20 protein-coding genes and 1 tRNA gene are annotated in these 20,213 nt (G+C 69.7%); 11 read left to right on the plus strand and 10 right to left on the minus strand.

The features are described from left to right. Nucleotides 1-31: 31 nt before the first annotated feature. From ACUXPL_RS05385 to glsA, 8 genes are all read right to left on the minus strand, one after another. A tRNA-Ile gene (locus tag ACUXPL_RS05385) sits at nt 32-105 on the minus strand. 45 nt (nt 106-150) lie between these two features. Then, nucleotides 151-1,371, minus strand: coding sequence for a glycosyltransferase (locus ACUXPL_RS05390; RefSeq protein WP_454182394.1), 1,221 nt, complete (start codon nt 1,369-1,371; stop codon nt 151-153). Between the two features lie 125 nt (nt 1,372-1,496). Then, nucleotides 1,497-2,138, minus strand: coding sequence for a CDP-alcohol phosphatidyltransferase family protein (locus tag ACUXPL_RS05395; RefSeq protein WP_454182396.1), 642 nt, complete (start codon nt 2,136-2,138; stop codon nt 1,497-1,499). 152 nt (nt 2,139-2,290) lie between these two features. Then, nucleotides 2,291-3,214: a phage holin family protein gene (locus ACUXPL_RS05400; protein ID WP_454182398.1), complete on the minus strand. Its 924-nt coding sequence runs from the start codon at nt 3,212-3,214 to the stop codon at nt 2,291-2,293. Nucleotides 3,215-3,345: 131 nt separating this feature from the next. Then, nucleotides 3,346-4,179, minus strand: coding sequence for an aldo/keto reductase (locus tag ACUXPL_RS05405; RefSeq protein WP_454182400.1), 834 nt, complete (start codon nt 4,177-4,179; stop codon nt 3,346-3,348). An 80-nt stretch (nt 4,180-4,259) separates the two neighbouring features. After that, nucleotides 4,260-5,330: a nucleoside hydrolase gene (locus ACUXPL_RS05410; RefSeq protein WP_454182402.1), complete on the minus strand. Its 1,071-nt coding sequence runs from the start codon at nt 5,328-5,330 to the stop codon at nt 4,260-4,262. Nucleotides 5,331-5,405: 75 nt separating this feature from the next. Beyond that, nucleotides 5,406-6,344, minus strand: a complete 939-nt coding sequence (locus ACUXPL_RS05415) for an SDR family oxidoreductase (RefSeq protein WP_073116917.1) — start codon at nt 6,342-6,344, stop codon at nt 5,406-5,408. Nucleotides 6,345-6,432: 88 nt separating this feature from the next. Next, nucleotides 6,433-7,614 (minus strand): glutaminase A, encoded by a 1,182-nt coding sequence (gene glsA / locus ACUXPL_RS05420; RefSeq protein ID WP_454182429.1) that lies wholly within the window; start codon nt 7,612-7,614, stop codon nt 6,433-6,435. Nucleotides 7,615-7,690: 76 nt separating this feature from the next. On the opposite strand from glsA, the gene ACUXPL_RS05425 reads away from it, so the two are divergent. Beyond that, the gene (locus ACUXPL_RS05425) at nt 7,691-8,452 is read left to right on the plus strand and encodes a DUF72 domain-containing protein (RefSeq protein WP_454182431.1); all 762 of its coding nucleotides are present in this window, start codon (nt 7,691-7,693) and stop codon (nt 8,450-8,452) included. Nucleotides 8,453-8,539: 87 nt separating this feature from the next. After that, entirely contained in the window at nt 8,540-9,385 is an 846-nt protein-coding gene (locus ACUXPL_RS05430; protein WP_454182404.1) for an alpha/beta fold hydrolase, read from the plus strand. A gap of 130 nt (nt 9,386-9,515) precedes the next feature. On the opposite strand, the gene ACUXPL_RS05435 is transcribed toward ACUXPL_RS05430, so the two are convergent. Together ACUXPL_RS05435 and ACUXPL_RS05440 are read right to left on the minus strand one after the other, a co-directional pair. Then, nucleotides 9,516-9,701, minus strand: a complete 186-nt coding sequence (locus tag ACUXPL_RS05435) for a hypothetical protein (RefSeq protein WP_454182406.1) — start codon at nt 9,699-9,701, stop codon at nt 9,516-9,518. Nucleotides 9,702-10,188: 487 nt separating this feature from the next. Then, nucleotides 10,189-10,722, minus strand: coding sequence for a hypothetical protein (locus tag ACUXPL_RS05440; RefSeq protein WP_454182408.1), 534 nt, complete (start codon nt 10,720-10,722; stop codon nt 10,189-10,191). Nucleotides 10,723-11,993: 1,271 nt separating this feature from the next. Between ACUXPL_RS05440 and ACUXPL_RS05445 the strand changes: the two genes are divergently transcribed. The 9 genes from ACUXPL_RS05445 to ACUXPL_RS05485 all read left to right on the plus strand — a co-directional run bounded on the left by ACUXPL_RS05445 (nt 11,994) and on the right by ACUXPL_RS05485 (nt 18,820). Further along, nucleotides 11,994-12,416 (plus strand): tyrosine-type recombinase/integrase, encoded by a 423-nt coding sequence (locus tag ACUXPL_RS05445; RefSeq protein ID WP_454182410.1) that lies wholly within the window; start codon nt 11,994-11,996, stop codon nt 12,414-12,416. Nucleotides 12,417-12,785: 369 nt separating this feature from the next. Beyond that, nucleotides 12,786-13,010: a hypothetical protein gene (locus ACUXPL_RS05450; protein WP_230297574.1), complete on the plus strand. Its 225-nt coding sequence runs from the start codon at nt 12,786-12,788 to the stop codon at nt 13,008-13,010. Nucleotides 13,011-13,105: 95 nt separating this feature from the next. Next, complete coding sequence (locus ACUXPL_RS05455) at nt 13,106-13,657, plus strand: hypothetical protein (protein WP_430754446.1); 552 nt, start codon at nt 13,106-13,108, stop codon at nt 13,655-13,657. Nucleotides 13,658-13,845: 188 nt separating this feature from the next. Then, on the plus strand, nt 13,846-14,703 hold the full coding sequence (locus ACUXPL_RS05460; RefSeq protein WP_454182412.1) for a tyrosine-type recombinase/integrase: 858 nt from the start codon (nt 13,846-13,848) through the stop codon (nt 14,701-14,703). A gap of 71 nt (nt 14,704-14,774) precedes the next feature. Then, complete coding sequence (locus ACUXPL_RS05465) at nt 14,775-15,269, plus strand: hypothetical protein (protein ID WP_430754444.1); 495 nt, start codon at nt 14,775-14,777, stop codon at nt 15,267-15,269. Nucleotides 15,270-15,283: 14 nt separating this feature from the next. After that, the gene (locus tag ACUXPL_RS05470) at nt 15,284-15,574 is read left to right on the plus strand and encodes a glutaredoxin family protein (RefSeq protein WP_430754443.1); all 291 of its coding nucleotides are present in this window, start codon (nt 15,284-15,286) and stop codon (nt 15,572-15,574) included. A gap of 163 nt (nt 15,575-15,737) precedes the next feature. Next, the gene (locus ACUXPL_RS05475; RefSeq protein ID WP_454102728.1) at nt 15,738-17,096 is read left to right on the plus strand and encodes a MinD/ParA family ATP-binding protein; all 1,359 of its coding nucleotides are present in this window, start codon (nt 15,738-15,740) and stop codon (nt 17,094-17,096) included. Beyond that, nucleotides 17,093-18,217 (plus strand): peptidoglycan DD-metalloendopeptidase family protein, encoded by a 1,125-nt coding sequence (locus ACUXPL_RS05480; RefSeq protein ID WP_454182414.1) that lies wholly within the window; start codon nt 17,093-17,095, stop codon nt 18,215-18,217. The genes ACUXPL_RS05475 and ACUXPL_RS05480 overlap by 4 nt, the downstream gene beginning before the upstream one ends. A gap of 33 nt (nt 18,218-18,250) precedes the next feature. Continuing rightward, complete coding sequence (locus ACUXPL_RS05485) at nt 18,251-18,820, plus strand: hypothetical protein (protein ID WP_454102730.1); 570 nt, start codon at nt 18,251-18,253, stop codon at nt 18,818-18,820. The last annotated feature ends 1,393 nt before the right edge of the window (nt 18,821-20,213 follow it).

Consider the following 20,213-nt stretch of genomic DNA (forward strand, 5'->3'; position numbering starts at 1 on the left):
GCCATACCGCGCGGCCGGGGGTCGTTACTCGTAGGGCGTGCGGGACTTGAACCCGCGACCCAGGGATTATGAGTCCCCTGCTCTGACCGACTGAGCTAACGCCCCTCCCCCGCGGCATCGCGCGGGACCCGCCCATCCTACCGACGGGGCTCAGAGCATCGCGCGGACCTCGGCGGCCGTCGCGCCGCGGTAGAGGCGCTCGAAGATGTCCACCGTCTTCTGGGCGGAATGGTGCAGGGCCTTCGCGTGGGATGCCTCGCCCATGGCGGCGCGCTCCGCGTCCGAGAGGTCGAGGATCCGGGCGATCCGCTCGGCCAGGGCCACGTGGTCCCCGGGCGGGAAGAGGTGGCCGTTGACGCCCTCGTCCACGAGGTGGGGCAACGCGAGGGCGTCCGCGAGGACCACCGGGGTGGACGCGCTGAGCGCCTCGAGGGTCACGAGGGACTGCAGCTCCGCCGTGCCCGGCTGGCAGAACACGTCGGCGCGCAGGTAGGCCGCCCGCAGCTCCTCCTCGGAGACGTGGCCGCGCAGCAGGACGCGGTCGGCCGCCCCCTCCTCGTCCACCGTGGCACGGATGCGGTCGCGCTGCTCGCCGTCGCCGACGATCTCGGCGTGCACGTCCAGGTCGGGGCGAGTGCGGGCCAGGTGCGCGATCGCACGGATCAGCACCTCCACGTTCTTCTCCACGGCCAGCCGCCCCACGAAGAGCACGACCGGATGGCCGGGATGGTCCACCCTCTCCCCCGGCTGCAGCTCGTAGGCGCTCGCGTCGATGCCGTTGGAGATCGGGAGGACGTTGTCCAGGCCGGCGTGCTCGGCCATGGCCTGCGCGGCGAGGGCCGTGGGGGTGGTGACCACCGCGCCCTTGCCCATGAGCCGACCCATGTCCTTCCACGACACCCGGGAGACGATGTCCAGGAACCACTGCGGGAACGGCAGGAACGGCTCGAGGTTCTCCGGCATGAAGTGGTTCGTGGAGACGATCCGGATGCGACGCCGCTCGGCCTCGTTGATGGCGGCCTCGCCGATCATGTAATGGCACTGGGCGTGCACGACGTCCGGCTGGACCTCGCGGTAGATGCGGCGGAAGGAGGTCTTGGCATGCCGCGGGAGCACCACGCGGTAGTACTCGTGCGTCGGCGCCGGCAGGGAGCGCAGCAGGTGGACGGTGGCCTCCGGCCGGTGCTCCACGGTGTCCGGGCCGGCCTCGCCGCGCGGCATCACGACGTGGACCTCGTGGCCGCGCGCGTGCAGTGCCGTGGCGAGGCGGTGGCCGAAGGTGGCGGCCCCGTTGACGTGCGGCGGATAGGTGTCTGCGGCGATCAGCACCTTCAGGGGGCGGTCGGCGGCGATCCCGGGACGGTCGGACACGGCGGTCCCTCTCTGTGGTGGCGATGGCACGACGGCGCCCGGCCCGTGCCGTGAGGACCGGCCGCGGGCACGGCGCGCGTCCCACGGTAGCAACCGTCGGCGCCGGCACGAGGATGCGCGAGGGGTCAGCCCCGGCGGGACGGGCCCTCGCGCGGGTACTGACCGTCCGCCCGCAGGCCGCGGGCCTTGCCCACGGCGCGCACGAGGTAGTCCCCCGCGGCGAGGATGTGCAGCAGGCAACCGGCGCCGGCCAGAGCCAGGGCCACGCCGCTCCACGGGCCGCCGTCGACCCCCGGCACGCGGGCGAGCAGCAGCAGGGGCGTGCCCACCAGCAGCAGCGCGGTGCGCACCTTGCCCAGGACCGTGACCGGCAGGTCCGGGCTGCCGCCGAACAGCCACAGGCACACGGCGGCGAGCACGACGTCCGGGATCGCGATGGCCAGGGCGAGCCAGAGCGGGGCGATGCCGGTGGCCACGAACGTCACGGCCACCACCAGCAGGGAGAGGCGGTCCGCCACCGGATCGAGCCACCGCCCGACCGTGGAGATCATGTCGAACCGGCGCGCCACGTAGCCGTCCACCCAGTCCGTGCCGGAGAGCACCGCGAGGATCACGAACGCGTCCAGGTGCCGGCCGTCGACGGTGAGCCACACGAACACCGGCACCAGGGCGAAGCGGGCCAGGGTGATGAGGTTCGGCACGGTCAGCCAGGTGTCGCGGACGCGGTACTCGTGGCCCTCGCGCAGGCCGACGTCGATCACACGCATGGGTCGCTCCTCCAGGGTCCGCGGTCGGACGCCCCCGCCGGGCGCCCCACACGCCCAGCCTACCGACGCCGTCGCCCCTCCCCGCAGACGACGAGGCCCCGATCCGTGGGGATCGGGGCCTCGGGGGCTGGCGAGGGCGGGCGCCCCCCGGGTCAGCGGCGGCGCAGGCGGCCGGCGAGCGCCACGAACGCGGCGGAGGAGGCGCCGAGCAGCGCGAGCGGCTGCCAGTTGTCCTTCACGTAGTCCTCGGCCTCGGCGGTCCGCTCCCCCGCGCGGGCGGCACCGGTGAACGGCGCGGTCTGCTCGGTGGCGTGCGCGGTCTCGGGGGTGACGCCGCGACCCTTGCGCTGGGCGGCGAAGGCCGCGAGCTGGCCCTTCACGCTGGTCTTCTCGTCCAGGCCGGAGCGGATGTCGCCCAGGTGGCGGCGGCGCAGATCGGCACGGCGACGGATCTCCGCCTCGGAGGCGTCGTCGCGGTCCGGGTGGGGAGCGGCCTCGCCGTTCTTGCGGGCCTTCTTGTTCTCCTCATTCTCCACCTTCTTCCGCTCGGCCTCGCGGGCGGCCTCGACACGCTTGGCCTCGGCGCGCTCCGCCTTGAGGCGGTCGTACTCGGCCGGGTCGAAGGCGTTGCCCTCCTTGAGGTAGCCGAGGTCGTACTCGAGGTTGCGCACGGTCTCCTGCGGCACGAGCGGCATGGCGCCCTTGACCATCACGAGGCCGACGCCGGCGAAGATCAGGCCGAGCACGAGGAACGCCAGCGCCACCATGAGCGCCGGGAACCAGAAGGTCGGGTCGGCGAAGGCGCCGATCAGCGTCACCACGAGGGCGACCACCATGAGCGCGAGGAAGAACAGGCCCACCACCGCGACGCCGGCGCCGATGCCGGCCTTCTTGCCCTTCGCGGCCACGTGTCCCTTGGCGAGCGCGAGCTCGTCCTTCATCTGCAGGGGCAGCAGGCGCACGACGGCGCCGAGCAGGTCGGTCAGCGAGCTCGCGCGGGTCTGCGGGGTCACCGGGACGGCGGTCCGCGGCGCGCGGGCCTTCGACGCATCGGCGGGGGGAGCCTGGTGGGACATGGTGCATGCCTTCCGTGGAGTGCCTGGACAGATGCGCCCGGGCGGCGCGGCGGCCACCGGGCATTCTCGAGCAAAACTATCACCGGCCCGCCCCCAGGGGGACGGGCCGGGTGCGCGCGGTGGCGCCTGGATCAGAAGTCGATGACCGCCGGGTCGGGGCCGAGGCGGCCGTCCTCGCGGTCGAGGGCGTCGATCCGGGCGACGTCGTCGGCGGTCAGATCCACCCCCGCGGCCTCGAGGTTCGAGACGATGCGCTCGGGCGTCACGGACTTGGGGATGACCACGAAGCCCTTCGCGAGGTGCCACGCGATGACCACCTGGGCCGGCGTCGCGCCGCGGGCCTCGGCGATCTCCGTGACCACGGGGTCGGCGAGGAGGTCGCCGCCCTGACCGAGCGGGGACCAGGACTCGTGGACGATGCCGTGGCAGCCCTCGACCTCGCGCAGCTCGCGCTGCTGCCAGTACGGGTGGGTCTCGACCTGGTGGATCACGGGCACCACGCCGGTGGCCTCGATGATCTCCTCGAGCTGGGCGGCCGGGAAGTTGGAGACGCCGATCGAGCGCACCTTGCCCCGCTTCTGCGCCTCGATCAGGGCCTTCCAGGTGTCCAGGTACTTCCCCTGCGCCGGCTTGGCCCAGTGGATGAGGTAGAGGTCGACGTAGTCGGTGCCGAGCTTGTCGAGCGAGACGTCGAGGGCTGCGAGCGCCTCCTCGTAGCCCTGGTCCGAGTTCCACACCTTGGTGGTGAGGAACAGCTCCTCGCGGGCGACGCCGGACGCGGCGATGCCGCGGCCCACGCCCTCCTCGTTCCCGTAGATCGCGGCGGTGTCGATGTGGCGGTAGCCGGCGCGGATCGCCTGCTCGACGACGTCGGCCGCGACGTCGTCCTCGACCTTCCACACGCCGAGCCCGAGCTGCGGGATCTGCTGGCCATCGTGGAAGGGGACGGTGGACACGCTGGTCATGAGGGAGCTCCTGGAAGGTCGGGGTCGGGCGGATGCGTCGGGTGCAACCTCGCGCGGGCGGCCGGCATTCCCGACGGCGGTCACCAGGCCGGGGCACCGCCGTCGGGCGTGCGCTCCCCCGCGACGACGGCGCCCACCGCGCGGGCGAAGGCCGCGAACACCTCCGCGGGGTCGTTGGCCGTGACGAGCCGGGCGTTGGGGCGCCTGCCCCAGATGTCCCGCGCGTCGTGGACGGTCGTGCCGCGCAGCAGCTCCGAGTCCGCCTCGACGTCGACGACGGTGGCCCGCGTGGCGATGCGGGCCTGCCCCGCGGCCACCTGGGCGGCGAAGAGGTCGTGCAGGTGCGCGATGTAGCCCTGGTCGTAGTCGAGGTGGAACTCGAAGTAGAAGCGCAGCGCGTCGGCGAGCACGTCCAGGACGGGGCTGCCGGTCGCGGCGTCCGGCCCGGCGACCCGCGGACGGTCCGCAGACCAGCCGACGGGGCGGGCCCCGGCGTCGGCCAGGAGTCCGTCCAGCAGGGCCGGCGTGTACTCGATCCGCTCCGTGGTCTCGAGCGCGCAGACGATCGGCAGGCGGTCCTCGGGCAGGCCCTCGAAGGCCGCGAACACCTCCTTCGCGGCGTCCGGGTCCACCCAGGTGTTCCACTCGGCGGTGGGCGTGGTGTTGCCCGGATGATAGAAGGAGCCGCCCATGATCACGATGCCACGGGCGAGGAACGGCAGGCGCGGCTCGGCGCGCAGGGCGAGGGCCAGGTTCGTCAGCGGCGCGGTGCAGAGGATCGTCGTCTCCCCGGGGTGGGCCCGCAGCTCGTCCAGCCACACGTCCACGGCGGGCCGGGGCGAGAGCCGCTCGGGGCGGCGATCGATCCGGGCATGGCCGAGACCGCCGTCGCCGTGGGTCTCCGGGGTGGTGACCGCGGGGCGGCGCAGCGGGGTCTCGGCACCGACGGCCACCTCGACGTCGGCCCGGCCGGCCAGGTCCAGCACCGCGGCCGTGTTCAGGGCGCAGTCCCGGGCGGTCGCGTTGCCGCCCGTGGTGGTGACGGCCGCGAGCTCGGGGCCGGCACCCAGGCGGTGGGCGCCCACGAGGTGGAGCAGGGCGCAGGCGTCGTCGATGCCGGTGTCGACGTCGGCGAGGAGGCGGGCGGTCACGGCGGCCACTGTAGTGCCGTCGCGACCGCCCGACCGATCAGGCGCGGTCCTCCCCGGGTCCGCGGCCGCCGGGCGTCACGGCGTGGGCGTGCCGCCGTTGGCGTTGAGGGTCTCGCCGTTGACGTAGCTGGACTCGCCCGAGGCCAGGAACACGTAGGCGGGCGCCATCTCCACGGGCTGGCCGGCGCGGCCGAGCGGGGTGCTGTGGCCGAACTCGGGCAGCTTCTCGTCGGGCTCACCGTAGGACACGTGCTGCACCGTCCAGATCGGCCCGGGCGCCACCGCGTTGACGCGGATGCCCTTCGGGCCGACCTGCTCGGCCAGGCCCTTGGTGAAGTTGTTGATGGCGCCCTTGGTGGCGGCGTAGTCGAGGAGCTTCGGGTTGGGGTTGTAGGCCTGCACCGAGGTGGTGTTCACGATCGTGCTGCCCGGGCCCATGTGCTTCAGCGCGGCGCGGCTGAGCGTGAACATGGACATGATGTTGATCTGGAACGTCTCGTGGACCTGCTCGTCCGTGAGATCGGCCAGGTCATCGGAGATGAACTGCTTGCCCGCGTTGTTCACGAGGATGTCCAGACCACCGAGGCGCTGCGCGGCCTCGTCCACGAGGGAGGCGCGGTAGTCGGCGTCCATCAGGTCGCCCGGCAGCGCGACGGCGGTGCGCCCGGCCGCCTCGATCGCCGCCAGGACGCGGTCGGCGTCGGGCTGCTCCTGAGGCAGGTAGGCGATGGCGACGTCCGCGCCCTCACGGGCGTAGGCGATGGCGACCGCGGCGCCGATGCCGGAGTCGCCGCCGGTGATCAGGGCCTTGCGGCCGGTCAGCCGGCCCGCCCCCCGGTACGAGTCCAGACCGATGTCCGGGACGGGATCCGTCTTCACGTCCAGGCCCGGCTCGGGCTGGCGCTGCTTGGTGATGTGGAGCTTCGGGTGGCGGGTGCGCGGGTCGTCGTGGGCCAGCTGGGAGTCCTGCACGGGGATCGCGGGGGCGTCGTCCTTCTTCTCTGGAGTGGTCATGGGCCCGATGCTACGCGGCGCGCGTCAGAGGGTGACAAGGGACGGGGCGCGGCGTCGTCGGCGTGGCCCTGGCGGCGGCGGCTAGGCGTCAGCGGGGCCCGCTGAGGCCGCGCAGGGCGCCACGGTGCTGGAGCACGTGCAGGTCCCAGCGCGAGCTGAGCCCCTCGAACAACCCGATGCCACGCCGGGAGTTACCTTGCTCGTCCAGGCGGGGCGACCACGCGGCGAGGCCCAGGGCCCCGGGCACGGCACCGAGCAGCGCGCCCGAGACGCCGGACTTCGCGGGCACGCCGACCTCGGCCACCCACTGGCCGCTGGCGTCGTACATGCCGCAGGTGAGCATCACGGACATCGTCTGCTGCGCCACCCACTCGTCCAGCACCCGCTCCCCCGTCACGGGGTTCGTGCCGCCAGCGGCGAGGGTGGCGCCCATGACGGCCAGCTGGGGTGCGGTGACCAGGACCGAGCACTGCGCGAGGTACCCGGCCACGGCCTCGCGGGCCGAGATGGGCAGCCGGCCGGCGTCGGCGAGCAGGTGGGCCAGGCCCAGGTTGCGGTCGGCGCGGGTGCGTTCGGCGTCGAGGACGTCCTCGCAGACCTCCAGCTCGACGCCGGCCAGCGCGCTGTAGCGGCGCAGCAGCAGGGCCGTCCGCTCGTCCTCGTCCCCGGCGGGCAGGAGGGAGTGGACCAGGATGGCGCCGGCGTTGATCAGCGGGTTGCACGGCCGGCCGTCGTCGTGCAGGGACAGGTGGTTGAACGACTCACCGGAGGGCTCGACGCCCACGTCCTCCAGCACGTGGTCCAGGCCGATCTCCTGCAGCACCACCGCGTAGGTGAGGGCCTTGGAGACCGACTGCAGCGCGAAGGCGTGCTCGGTCTCCCCGGCGGCGGCCTGGTGGCCGTCCACCGTGCACACCGCCACGGCGAGGCCGTCCACATGCTGGCCGGCGACGTCCTCGAGGTAGTCGGAGGGCTCGCCGCGGCGGTCGGACTCCACCTCGCCGAGCATCGCGCGCAGGTCGTCGTCGAATCGCGTCGTGTCCATTCCTGTCACAGTAGTGGACGGGCGCCCGGGTCGCGGGCGGGCGCCGGGCCGGTCACGGCGCGTACTGGACCGGGCGTTCGGGCCCGGCGGCAGGCCCAGCCACCTCCAGCCGATGACCATGCCGGTCCACGCGGGCAGGAAGGCGATCGAGGACGGGAGCATCGTGGCGATCAGGGAGCCGATGCCCATCTTCCGGTCGTACCTCTGAGCCACCGCGATGATCAGCGGGACGCTACGCGGGCGACGGAGGGTGAAGGCAAGACCCGGGAACCCGGGCCGGGGCTATCGTCGGGGGATGGACGTGCGGATCGGGACCTCCGGCTGGACCTACAAGCACTGGCGCGGGACCTTCTACCCGCAGGGGCTGCGGATCGCCGATCAGCTCGACCACTACACGGAGCGCTTCCGGACGGTCGAGCTCAACGGCTCCCACTACCGCTGGCCGGCGGACAGCACCGTCGAGGCATGGCGCGAGCGCCTGTCCGCCGGCTTCGAGATGGCCGTCAAGGCCTCCCGCTACCTCACCCACTACCGCAAGCTCAACGAGCCGCAGGACTGGGTGGAGCGCATCGTGCACACCCTGGACCTGCTCGGTGACCACGCCGGGCCGCTGCTGCTGCAGCTGCCGGCCAACCTGCACCGCGACGACGACCGACTCGCCGGGTTCCTCGGCCTGCTGCCCGAGCGGGTGCGCGTGGCGGTGGAGGTCCAGCACGAGTCCTGGCTGGACGAGGACGTGTTCGACCTCCTCGACCGGCACGGGGCGGGGTTCGTGGTCTCGGTGATCGCTGGGCGGGAGCCGGTCCTGCGCGCGACCGGGCGCCTCGCCTACGTGCGCTTCCACAACGCGGACCCGGACTGGCGCTACGGCGGCTCGTTCTCCGACGCCGAGCTCGCCCCCTGGGTGGGGCGGCTGCGGGGGCTGACCGGCGCGGACGACGGCGGCCCGGCCGGGGACGCGGCGGGCGCGCGGCCCGCCTACGTCTACTTCAACAACGACAACCACGGCCACGCCGCGTTCAACGCGCTGACGCTGCGCAGGATGGCGGAGACCGAAGCCTGACACGCGCCGAGCGCGTGCCTAGCGTGAAGAGGAAGCGGTGGCTGAGCGCCGCCGTCGTCCCCCGAGAGCACAGGAAGGCAGACGCACATGACCCTCATGCAGATCCCCACGGACCACGGCACGATCGGGCTGAACGTGGAGGAGGCCGGCCACGGACGTCCCGTGGTCCTCATCCACGGCTGGCCGCTGACCCTCGACTCGTGGAAGGACCAGGTCGCAGCCCTGTCCCCGCACTACCGCGTGATCACCTATGACCGGCGGGGCTTCGGCGCCTCGGAGAAGCCCGCCGGCGGGTACGACTACGACACGATGACCGCCGACCTGCACGGTCTGCTCACCGAGCTCGACCTGCGTGACGTGACGCTCGTGGGCTTCTCGATGGGCGGTGGCGAGGTGGCGCGCTACATGTCCCGGTTCGGCGCGGACCGGATCCACTCGGTGGTGTTCGCCGGCGCGGTGCCCCCGTACCTGATGAAGACCGAGGACAACCCCGACGGCCCGCTGACCGAGAAGCAGGCCGCCGAGATGCGGGCGGGTCTCGAGGAGGACCGTGAGTCGTTCTTCGACGACTTCACGACGACGTTCTTCTCTACCCCCAAGCTGGCCGGTCTGACCAGCAGCCTCAAGGTCACCGAGGAGCAGCGCCAGGAGGCCATCCGGATGGCGCTGCAGTCCGACCAGACGGCGGCGCTGGCCTGCATGGACGCGTTCGGAGCCACCGACTTCCGCCGCGACCTGCCGGCGGTGACCGTGCCGACCCTGGTCCTGCACGGCGACGCCGACCAGATCGTGCCGTTCAAGGGCTCCGGCAAGCGGACCCACAAGGCGATCGACGGCAGCCGCGTCGAACTCGTCAAGGATGCCCCGCACGGCTTCAGCATCAGCCACTCCGAGGAGTTCAACCGGATCCTGCTGGAGTTCCTGGCGGAGTGAGGGCGCGGGCGGGCGCATCCGAGTGCTGGACGCGACACGGCGCTCGTGGGGGTGGTGCATGCCGTCCACCGCGGCGCCGACGCTGACCTGTCAGGTTCGATCCGACGCCGTGATCACCCGGAGGGTGGGATCAGGCCGCCCGGCCGGCAGAACCGCGCGTCAGCACGTGCAGGATGAAGCCGATGCGCGCGGCTGCCCCCAGATGGAGACCCACGGCCCGGAACGGGTCGATTCCAGGCGGCAGGGCGGTGAGCGCACTGAGCCAGATGCTCCCGAAGACCGTCGTCGACGCGGCTCCCTCCACAGCGACGCGCACCTGCCGAAGCCGAGCAGATCCCAAGCCTGCTCTCCCACGAACGGCCCGGCTACGGGAAGGCACGCCTTCTCCTGCGCCTCCGACGTCACCGACGGCGTCGTGTCCCGGTTCCGTCCGATGCCAGCCAGGCGGCTCGATCCACCTGGCACCTGATCGCACACCAGTCCCCCAGCTGTTCTCCCGGAACTGGCCTCGATCGCGGGGTGGCTCGACATCACCCTAGCTGAGCTGTTCGGCCCGGTCGTCCTCCAGGCACGAAGAAGCCCCCACACCGACATGGTCGGTGCAGGGGCCTCTGCTCGGCTCCCCCGGTTGGATTCGAACCAACAGCCCTTCGATTGACCGGGTGGGATTCCGGCGGCCTCGGGCGTCGTCCCATCCTCCGCGCGATTCCGCCAGACCTGCGGGGACGAAGGGTGGCCGAGCTCCGCTTCGATCCGGTTGTTTCGCGTCGTTTCCGGTGGGTAAACGGTGGGTCTCTACGAGGTCAACGCCCCGGGACGACGGCCTTACATTCGGCGCGCCTCATCTGCTCGCCGCTGGCCGTCGGCTGGGACCGGACGCGGATCAACGGGTCCGGGGCGCCTTCCTGCGAGATGGTGCACTCCACCGAACCCGGCGTCGATGTGATCGTCGTGACGCTCATGGAGACCTCCATCCCCGGCGTCGCGCCGTTCGCGGTGACGAGGTAGTAGTCGACGCCCCCGTGCCGCGACGGGAGCCGCGCCTTCCGCTCGTTGTCGATGGTCCGACCGTTGGCCCACACGTTCACGATGCCCTCGGTCGCTCGGGTGTCCGAGGTGTCCTCCGGGACCCATCGGGCCATGAAGACGAGGGGCGGCGTCGTAGATGACGCGGCCGTAGAGGCGGCCGCGCGGGGCGTCGCGGACGCGGTGACGGTCTCCGTGGCCGTCGCGGTGACGGTCGGGGCGGAGGACGTGGACGCGGAAGAGCACGCGGTCAGGGCGAGGGCGCCGATCGCGGCGAAGGTCGGCGCGACGAATCGGGCGGGGTGGATCATGAGGCTGAGCGTAGCCTGAGTGGCGGCTAAGGAAAGTGAACCCGTGGAAAGGGAACAGCCAGAAGGTCCGGCCGGGGCCCCGGCGGGCGCTGGCGTCGTCCAGCAACCCCGGGAGAGCCACAGCTAAGGAGCTTCTCCACCGCCATTAGACGTCAGCCCCGTCATCCTCGATTCTCTTGCCAGCGACGGAACTTCCCCTATTTCCATTTCGTCCACCAAGGAATGCCGTTGCAGAATTAAACAGAGGGGCGGCCAAAAAGGCGGCACTTAGGAGAATGCTATGGAATAAAGCGAAAGTCAGGATGGCACCGAACATCCCGCTGATGAGCAGAATGAAAGACATCCATCGGCCACCCTTCATCTCGGCGATACTGGCGTTGACGATTCGGTCTCGCCTCGCCGACTCGTCCGTAGACCCAGCCTCAGACATGCGGAGGATCCGCTCCCGATCCTCAGGCTCGTACTTGTAGAACTCAGCAGAATCGGGGATGGGCCCACTATAGGAGGCAGAAATCGACTGGAAAGCGGCAACAGCTACTTCTGTCGCAACGGTCGCGATTCTGTCAACTTCTTGATCTCTTAGCGGGAATTCACCTTCATGGACTTCAGGCCGGACGAGATTGCCTGCGTCGTCGAGACACGCCTCGTCGGGCGAATGACTCGTATCTGAGTCCTCTGAAGTTCGGACATGAGTCGGTTCATGTTCGACGTCTGGTCGAGGCGCATTGACGCCCCGGTCCGAGGCATCTGCGGGAGCTTCGGGAAGGTGGTGATCGACATGGGGTGCTCCTCTCTCATCCTGGGGGGTCGAGGAACCAGATGCCGGAGCATCGGTTCGGTTCGGGTGGGAGCCTCCAGGTGCCGCAAAGGTAGCACCTGTAGCTGGGAACGGGGTCGACGTGGGCTCCGGCCCATCATGGTCACGTACGTCATCCATCGCCGCTGTTCCCTTCTCATGACTTCATCGACGTGCCTAGGCAATTGAGGCGGCTCTGCGGTGGGCTCGCAGACAAGCCGCCTCACCGAACGAAGGGTAGCCGTTCCGTAAAGTGTCAGGACATCCGAGTGCCGCCCTGTGAATAAACTCAGCGACCCCGCCAGGGACGGTTAGACGCCCCGCCCCCTCGAAAGGGGAACGGGGCGCCGTGGGTGCCCTGGGGCCGGGTCAGAGCCCCCGCATGAGCTCGGCCTCGAGTTGGCGGTCCTCGGCGTCCAGCTCGGGGGCCGGGAGCCCTTCGAGGAGGGCGGCCGTCTCGGCGTTCATGGCGGCGATGGTCTCCTCGAGCCACGCGTTCCGCGCCTCGTCCTCCGAGGTCCTGGCGGTGCGGTGGTCCGACGTGGACCTCGGCGCCGGGACGGTGGACATCAACGGCGCCGTGGTGCCCGTGCGCGGGGCCGGGGTCGTCCGGCAGGCTCACGCAAAGTCAGCGAGCTCTCACCTCGTGAAGACGCTCGAGTCGGGCTCGGTGTCGCTCCTCCGGGAGCGGTGGGACGCGATCACGGCCCTCGGTATCGTCCCGGAGATGGTGTTCCCCTCGGCGACGGGGACCCTCCGGGACCCGTCCAACTTCCATCGTCAGTGGCGAACGGCGATGAAGGCGATCGGCTTCGAGTGGGTCCATCCGCACGTGCTCCGGAAGTCGGCGGCGTCGTGGATCGCGGACGCCCACGGTCTCGCGGCGGCGTCGGCGTAGATCGGTCACGCGAACGAGGCGGTGACCCGGGCGCACTACGTCGCGCGGTCAGCCGAGGCGGCGGACCGGACGGACGTCCTCTCGGGATTCTGGAGGACGGAGGGCGCGGCGGCGTCCTGATTGAAAGCGGTAGGTTTCCGGTGGATCGCGGCCGTTGTCGCGGTACGAGAAAGGCCCTGACTCGGCATCGTGCCTAGTCAGGGCCTTGTTTTTGCTCCCCCGGTTGGATTCGAACCAACAACCCTTCGATTATTTGTCCCCAATACTGCTTAATGAGACCGTGAAGGCCACGCTGGCCCTTGTGTTCTCCCTAACGCGTCCGCGCCGTCCCGCACGCTGATCCCATCACTCACCAGGAAGGCACCCGCCATGTGGCTCTTCATCGGCATCGCAGTCATGGCCGTCATCGGCTTCATCCTCCGACCCCTCAGCTCGCTGCTGGCGATGGCCAAGTTCCTCGCGTTCGCCGTCGCCGCGGTCGCCGGCTTCGTCTGGTACATGGGTGGCCCCGCAGACCTCTACGCTGCCCCCACCATCCTCGGCGCACTGGCTTGGATCGGCCTCATGTTCGTTCCCCAGCCACGCTTCGGCTAAAAACGCGCCTCCAGGGTTCACGTCGCTCTCACGCCGAAGTTGCCGAACGATTTTCCCGATAGCACTACCCCGCCTCGGCGCTTAGGGTTTACAACATGATCGACAGCATCGATGTCCACACTGTAAAAAACGGCATCCTGGAATACGAGGTATCCACCTTCGAGCTTGGGGAACCCCCATCCAAGTTCGTACACGTTTCCACTCCGTCCGACGGCTGGTCGCTCGGCGCACTCGAAGATCTCACCGAGGAACTGCGTCACGAGCTGGGGTGGACATCCGGCGCTTTCGAGGAGTACTCAAAAAACGCTGGCGGAGTAGGGGCCGACGGCATCACCACAATCATGGTCGCGTTGCAAGTAGTGCAAACCCTCCCCACAGTCCAGTTCTTGCTTGACAAACTGCAGCGGAGCCAGCCCGGACGCGATGACCGTGACTCTGCTCGCCGCCGCGCAGAGAGTGCAATTCTCTCGAAGTACCCCTCGGAGTCTCGCTCTAGCCTCAAGCTCAGGAAAGAAAGCGAATCAACGACTCACTGGTCCTTCGACTTTGACTCAATAGCCGGTGACACCTACACGGTGCAGGTCTATGGCACCAGCGGGCGAACTGCAGCCGAGTTCGTCACATGGGAGTCAGCTCCCCGCGCGTAGAGATCGTCAACCTTTCCGACTGTCAAAGTCCTGCCACCCTTACGCAGACTTGCAGTGCTGGAGCGCCAGCGTGCTCCTGCACAGCCACCCACACCGGAGGGGCTGCCCACATGTGGGCAGCCCCTCCGTTTTTGCCCACGCAGCTTCTGTCACCATCACTGAATCCAACCCGATGGCAGGAGGCTCCCATGTCGCACCCGAGGCACATCTCCCCAGACGTCACGGCGTTCGAGTCCTGGCTCAGCGTCTTTCGACGTCCCCGCACCGTGGCCAACCGCCTCCACTACGCCACCCGCCTCACCACCTGGGCCGCGGCCGCCGGCCAGACCCCGTGGACCCTCGACGCTCCGATGATCACCGCCTGGCTGGGCACCGTCGGCAAGTCCCCCGCAACCCGCAAGAACGCCCTCGACGCAATCCGCAGCTACTACCGCTGGGCGCAGCAAGCCGGCCGCACCACGATGGACCCCACCCTCGATCTGCCCCACATCCAGGTCCCCCGCGGCCTGCCCCGGCCGACCCCTGACCACGTCCTGCGCGCCGCCGTCGCCCGCTGCACCCGCCCCACCGACATCCTCATGCTCCTTCTCGGCTCCCTCAGCGGACTCCGCGTGGGAGAGATGGCAGCCCTACGCGCCGAGGACATCAACGACGACCTGATCCGCGTGACCGGCAAGGGCGGACACATCCGCCACGTCCCCGTCCACCCGCTCCTGGCCGAAGCCCTCCAGCTCGTGCCCTCTACCGGCTGGCTCTTCCCCTCCGACCGCAACCCCACCGGCCACTACCTGCCCGCCTCCATCGCCCAACGCATCAACGACCTGCTCGAGCCCGGATGGTCCGCCCACACCCTGCGCCACCGCTTCGCCACCCACGTCTACTCCGCCTCGCTGGACATCCTCGCCCTGCGCGATCTACTCGGCCACGCCGACGTGTCCACGACGATGGTCTACACCCGCGTGGCAGCCGCCAAGCTCGCCCGCGACGTCGCCGCGATCACCACCCTGCCCGGCGTGACCGACCGCATCCACGCCCTCGCCTCTTGATCCCGCGGACACACCACCACCACCGCCCCGCGCGAATCCCGTTCGACCACACCGTCCGACGAAGGATCATCATGGCGATCAAGACCAAGCTCCCCATCGAGTTCAGCTGCGGCCACACCGAGACCGTGGACCTCGCCCGCGTCCCCGCTGGCCGGCGCAAGGCTCACGCCTTCGGTCTGGGCAAGAACCGCGTCTGTACCTCCTGCTTCCGCAAGAAGAGCGCTGAGGACCTCGAGCTGCAGAACCGGCAGACACTCCTGGACGCCGACCAGTTCGCGCATGAACATGACCTGCCCGACCTCACCGGCTCGGACAAGCAGGTCAACTGGGCCACCCGCGTGCGCTACCAGGTGCTCTCCGACGTCCTCGGCTCCGACGAGACCCCGGACCAGCACCAGCAGATCACCGACGTCCTGGCGGCCGCCCAGACCCTGACCCGCGCCGGATGGTGGCTGGACAACGCCACGGACAAGGACCTCACCGTCGAGGACATCTGCGAGCTGATCCTCACCGCCGAGGAGCTGGCCGACGACGTCGAGCGCATCGAGACCGAGAACCCGTTCTGATGCAGGAGGACACCATGACCACCCCCATCACCCTCTACGGCCAACCGCGCTGCGATCCCTGCCGCCTGGCCCGGAAGGTACTCGACCGCGCGCAGGTCCCGTACACCTACGTCGACCTCACCGAGCGCCCTGACCTCGTGGACGCTTTCCGCCAGGCCGGCCACCTCCAGACCCCGATCCTGCAAACCCCGACCACGACCACCAGCGGATTCAACCCCGGCGCCTACACCCGAGCCATTGCCGAGGCCCGCGCCCTGGAGTCCACGACCGCCCCGACCCCAGCCGTCGCCGGACCCAGCCTCTAGGCACCTCCCGACCGGCGACGACGCAGCCAAGGCCCCCACCCGCCCGGGTGGGGGCCTTGCTCATGCTCAGCCCTGCCACACATCCCCACCCCCTGCACGCGAATCCAGGACGACCCCAGACAAGACGCGGCCACCCCGGCCACCGTTCCAGGAGGAACCGACCATGAGCACCACCCTGCATCTGACCGGACAGGTCATCCTGACCGACTCCACCGGCACCCGCCTGCCGGCCACCGACCTGGCCACCGCCCTGGACACCGTGACCACCTCCCGGAGCGGCCACACCCCCACCATCGCGGTCACGGACACCTACAACGCCCTGCCGGTGGACCCTGCCACCTTCACCGTCCACGAGGACGGGCAGCTCACGCCCGCCCCGGACACCACGGCCCGGCCCGCCTACACGTTCTCCTACACGGCCTTCACCCTGACCGACCCCACTGGCGTCGCCTCACCCGTGCAGCCCTCGGCCCTGGCCACCATCGGCCAGTCCGCCGCCGACCGGCTCGGCCACGAGGTCACGATCACCTCCGACCTGCCCGGCATCACCGACCAGCACTTCACCCCCACCGCGCCCATGACCCCCGCGGCCCCGGTCTCGACCGCCGAAACGTTCGCCACCCGCACCCGCCCCGAGCGCCGCCGTAAGGCCCCTGCCCGCGAAGGCTGGCGCGGCGCACTCAACGAGGCTTTCGGTTGGCACCTGGCCCCTTCCGCCGACGAGCTGCACGCCCGCGAGCTGATCACCACCATCCAGCGCGGACTGCCCGGGCACCGCACCGCCGTCGTCGTGAACATCAAGGGCGGCGCGTCCAAGACCACCGCGACCTACCTGCTCTCGGCCACCCTCGGCCGCGTCCGTGGTGGCACCGTCCTGGCCTGGGACAACAACGAGAACGCAGGCAACCTGGCCGACCGCGCCATGCCGGCCTCCCACCACCACACCGCCCTGGACCTGCTGGCCAACATCGACCAGTTCCGCACCCCCGAGCACGTCGATAAGCTCACCGGCTACGTCCGCGCCCAGGGCGACAACCGCTTCCACGTCCTGGCCTCCCAGGACCACGCGGGCGACCGCGAGGTCATCGACGCCGACGCCTTCCGTCAAATGCACGCAGTCCTGCGCCAGCACTACAACCTGGCCATCGTGGACACCGGCAACGCCTCCACCGCCGCCACCTGGCAAGCAGCCGTGGACGTGGCCGACACCGTCGTCGTGGCCATCACGAACAAGGAGGACGCCGCCCGCCGTGCCTTCGTGACCATCGACGCCCTGCGCAAGGCCGGCCACGCCGACAAGCTCTCCCGCTCCATCGCCCTGATCACCCAGCCCGCCGAAGCCTCCACCGAACGCTTGGACAAGGTCCGCGAGCTGCTGGCCCAGCACGTCGCCGCCGTCATCGTCATCCCCTTCGACCCCGCTCTGGACGAGGGCGACGAGATCGACTGGGACCGCCTGCACAAGAAGACCCGCCGCGCCTACCTCGAGGCCACCGCTGCCCTCATCGAGGGGCTGGCGTGAAGCGCGCAGGACTGGCCCTCGTTGTCCTGTTCCTGCTGATCCTGGGCGCGACCCTCGTCCTGCTCCCGTTTGTGGCCGCGGCGACCTTCCACGCCTCCAAGACCTCCCAGACCGGCGGCGGCGTCGCGGAAATCTGCGCCGCTGGTGAGGCCGGCCAAGCCCAGATCCCCGAGGAGTACCGCGAGGACGTGGCCAAGGCCGCCCAGGTCTCCGGCTTCAGCCAGGAGGTGATCGCCTCCCAGATCTTCCAGGAGTCCCGCTGGGACCCCACCGTCACCTCACCCTCCGGGGCGCGTGGACTCGGCCAGTTCAAGGACGACACCTGGCCGACCTTCGGCGAGGGCGGGGACCCCTACAACGGCCACGACTCCATCGCCGCGCAGGGCCGGTTCCTGAAGTGGCTCAAGGACCAGTATCGGCACCTGGCCAAGGGCGACGAAGAGCTGCTCGTGCGCATGGTCCTCTCCGGCTACCGGTTGGGCCACAACACCGTCCTGGAGGTCGGCGGTCTGCCCGAGGCCCCCGAGGCCACGGCCTACCACACCGAAATCCTGGCCCGCACCGCGATCTACACCACCGAGTGCAAGCCCGTCATAGGCGGCGATGATGTCGTCGTCGCCGGTGACTGGACCCATCCCCTGCCCGGCTCCTATTTCACCTCGGGCTACGGCTGGCGTGACTGCGTGTCCGGCGTCAGTTGCTCCGACGTCATCCGCAACCACAACGGGATCGACTTCGCCAACCCGGACGGCTCCCCTGGCACCGTCGTGGCCGCCACGGCCATGACCATCACCCAGATCAACCTCGACGCGGACTCGGGCATCTTCGTGCGCGGCCGCCAGATCGCCGAACCTGGGTACGTGATGACCTACCTGCACTGCGCCGAGGGCAGCGTCCGCGTGGCCGTGGGAGATTCCGTCCCGGCAGGCAAGGCCCTGTGCACCGAGGGCGACACCGGCCTGGCCGAGAAGCACCACCTGCACTTCATGATCAACATGCCCGACTCCCCCGGCGGCATGTTCGAGCAGTCCCGCACCGTAGACCCCCGCCCCATCCTCGAAGCCAACGGCGTGGCCGCCTGCCCGCACGGCCGCGACGTCACCGACGCCTGCGCATCCTGACCCGAAAGGCATCCGATGAACCGCCAACGTCTCATGGCCCTGACCAGCCTGGCCCTGCTGTGCCTGGCTGCACTGGCCGGCGCTCTGCTGCTCTGGACCTTCACCCGCCCTACGGCGACACCCGAGGGCCAAGCCGCCGCAGCTACCACCCCGGCCCCGGCCACGATGAGCACGAGCACCCCCACGCCCACGGCTGGACCCCTGAGCTACGCGCCCGCCAGCAAGGCCGAAGAAGTCGCCGTCGAGGCGGCGCGCATCATGACCACCTGGAAGCCGGCCGAGGACCTGGACGAGTCCGCGTCGGCCCCGCGCGCGGCGCATCTGATGACGCCAGCACGGGCCAAGAAGATCATCGTCTCCGATCGCGGAACCTCCACCCCGGAGTGGGTCGCCGCAGCCGAAGGGAACTGGACCAGCGAACCGGACGCGGCCATCGTCCCCGACAGCGACCCGAACGCGATCTACGTCAACGTCACCTGGACCTGGCGCGAACCGGGGGGCAAGACCCACGACGGCCAGACCCGCCGTCTGTTCGTCTTCCAGATGAGCGACGACCAGGAGAAACCACAGATCAGCGACTACACCTGGCAGAACCTGTTCTGACCGATACGCTGAACCCGCGCGGTCGCAGGCCCATCCCCCCTCCGGGCCTCCCGCGAAGGCCCCTCCAGCCCATCCCGTTTCAGGTTGGAGGGGCCGCCACTTCCCCAGCATCGACTTACGTGGCGCTTTGCACACCTTGACCACGACAGCCCCGGCCCTGGCCGCTTCTATCGGCTGGGTTCCGCCACCCCCGCGCACATGTCCAAGAGCAACGTCCAACACGGCCACACGCGCCTTGGTGAACATTTAGAGCCACCATACTGGGCGCCATGTGTTGAGACTGCGCAGAAAGAGGCTGTGGCTTCGACACGGTTAAGGTCCACTTTCATGGATCCTTCATCGCCCCAGGGCTGGCTCCCGGTACTCTCGTTGGTCGTTGCCTCGCTATCCCTCGGGGTGGCGGGCTTGTCCCTGACATGGCAAATAGCTCAATGGGTGCTGTCGTCAGCTCGGGCCCGTGTGACGCTGATGCATGGGCTGCAAGCCGCAGATGGCATCTACATGGGTGCAATCTCCAGAAAACGTTCCGCGCCTTCCAGCCTTGAACTGTTGCGGAGTCGCGATATCCAAGGCCGAGAAGTACATGGCGTCGCAGTAGCCAATGTCGGGCGTGCTTCGCTGACGGTCCAGCGAGTCGCGATGAGGGTGCATCGGTGGGATGTCACCTACATCGCGCTGAGCGCACCTGAACTGCTTGGGCCATCACTGCCTCGTAGAATCGATCCGGGGGAAAACGCGTCGTGGTACATCGACACCGAAGTCGCCCGGGGCCTCGCCCAACTGGCTCGCGAGTCCGGGGGCCCACAGACCCCCAAGATCTACATGAGCGTGGCGCTGGGTACTGGTAAGACCATCCGGACACGACCAATCCTTGTTTCCTAAAGACGCTGCGCTCACCTGTTCTTCCTGGAAGCCCGTTGCCTGCCCCATTGCCTGAACTACCCGCGCATATGGCCTCAGGCACGCGCGGCGCCTTACACGCTGATCCATGCGCGACCTCTTCATGCCCGCCCCTCATCTCTCAAAGAACTCAGGCTGACTCTGACGCGCTGGCCTCGTGCCCGCATCTACTTCACCCACCTATCAGGCGTTCGCCGATGCACGGGCCCTCAGCAGCACCTTGGGCGCCGCCATCCCCACGATGAAAGCCCCACCGCCTACCTGGCGCTAAAGACCGGCCGCTGTGGCTGGCAGACCCAGGCCACACCACACAGGGCCCGGCACTGGTCAGGGCCGTCCCCTGGGCCAGCGGAGGCTCAAGCCCTCAACCGACGGTGCAGAAGCCGCGCAAGTCACAAAGTTGAGTCCCTGATAGTGGTGTAACCCTCCCCGGCCGCCAACACCGTCCCCAGCATGGACGCGGTCACCGTGGGAGCCTTCGAGTGAACCTTCC

Source organism: Micrococcus sp. 140720015-1, assembly GCF_053627595.1.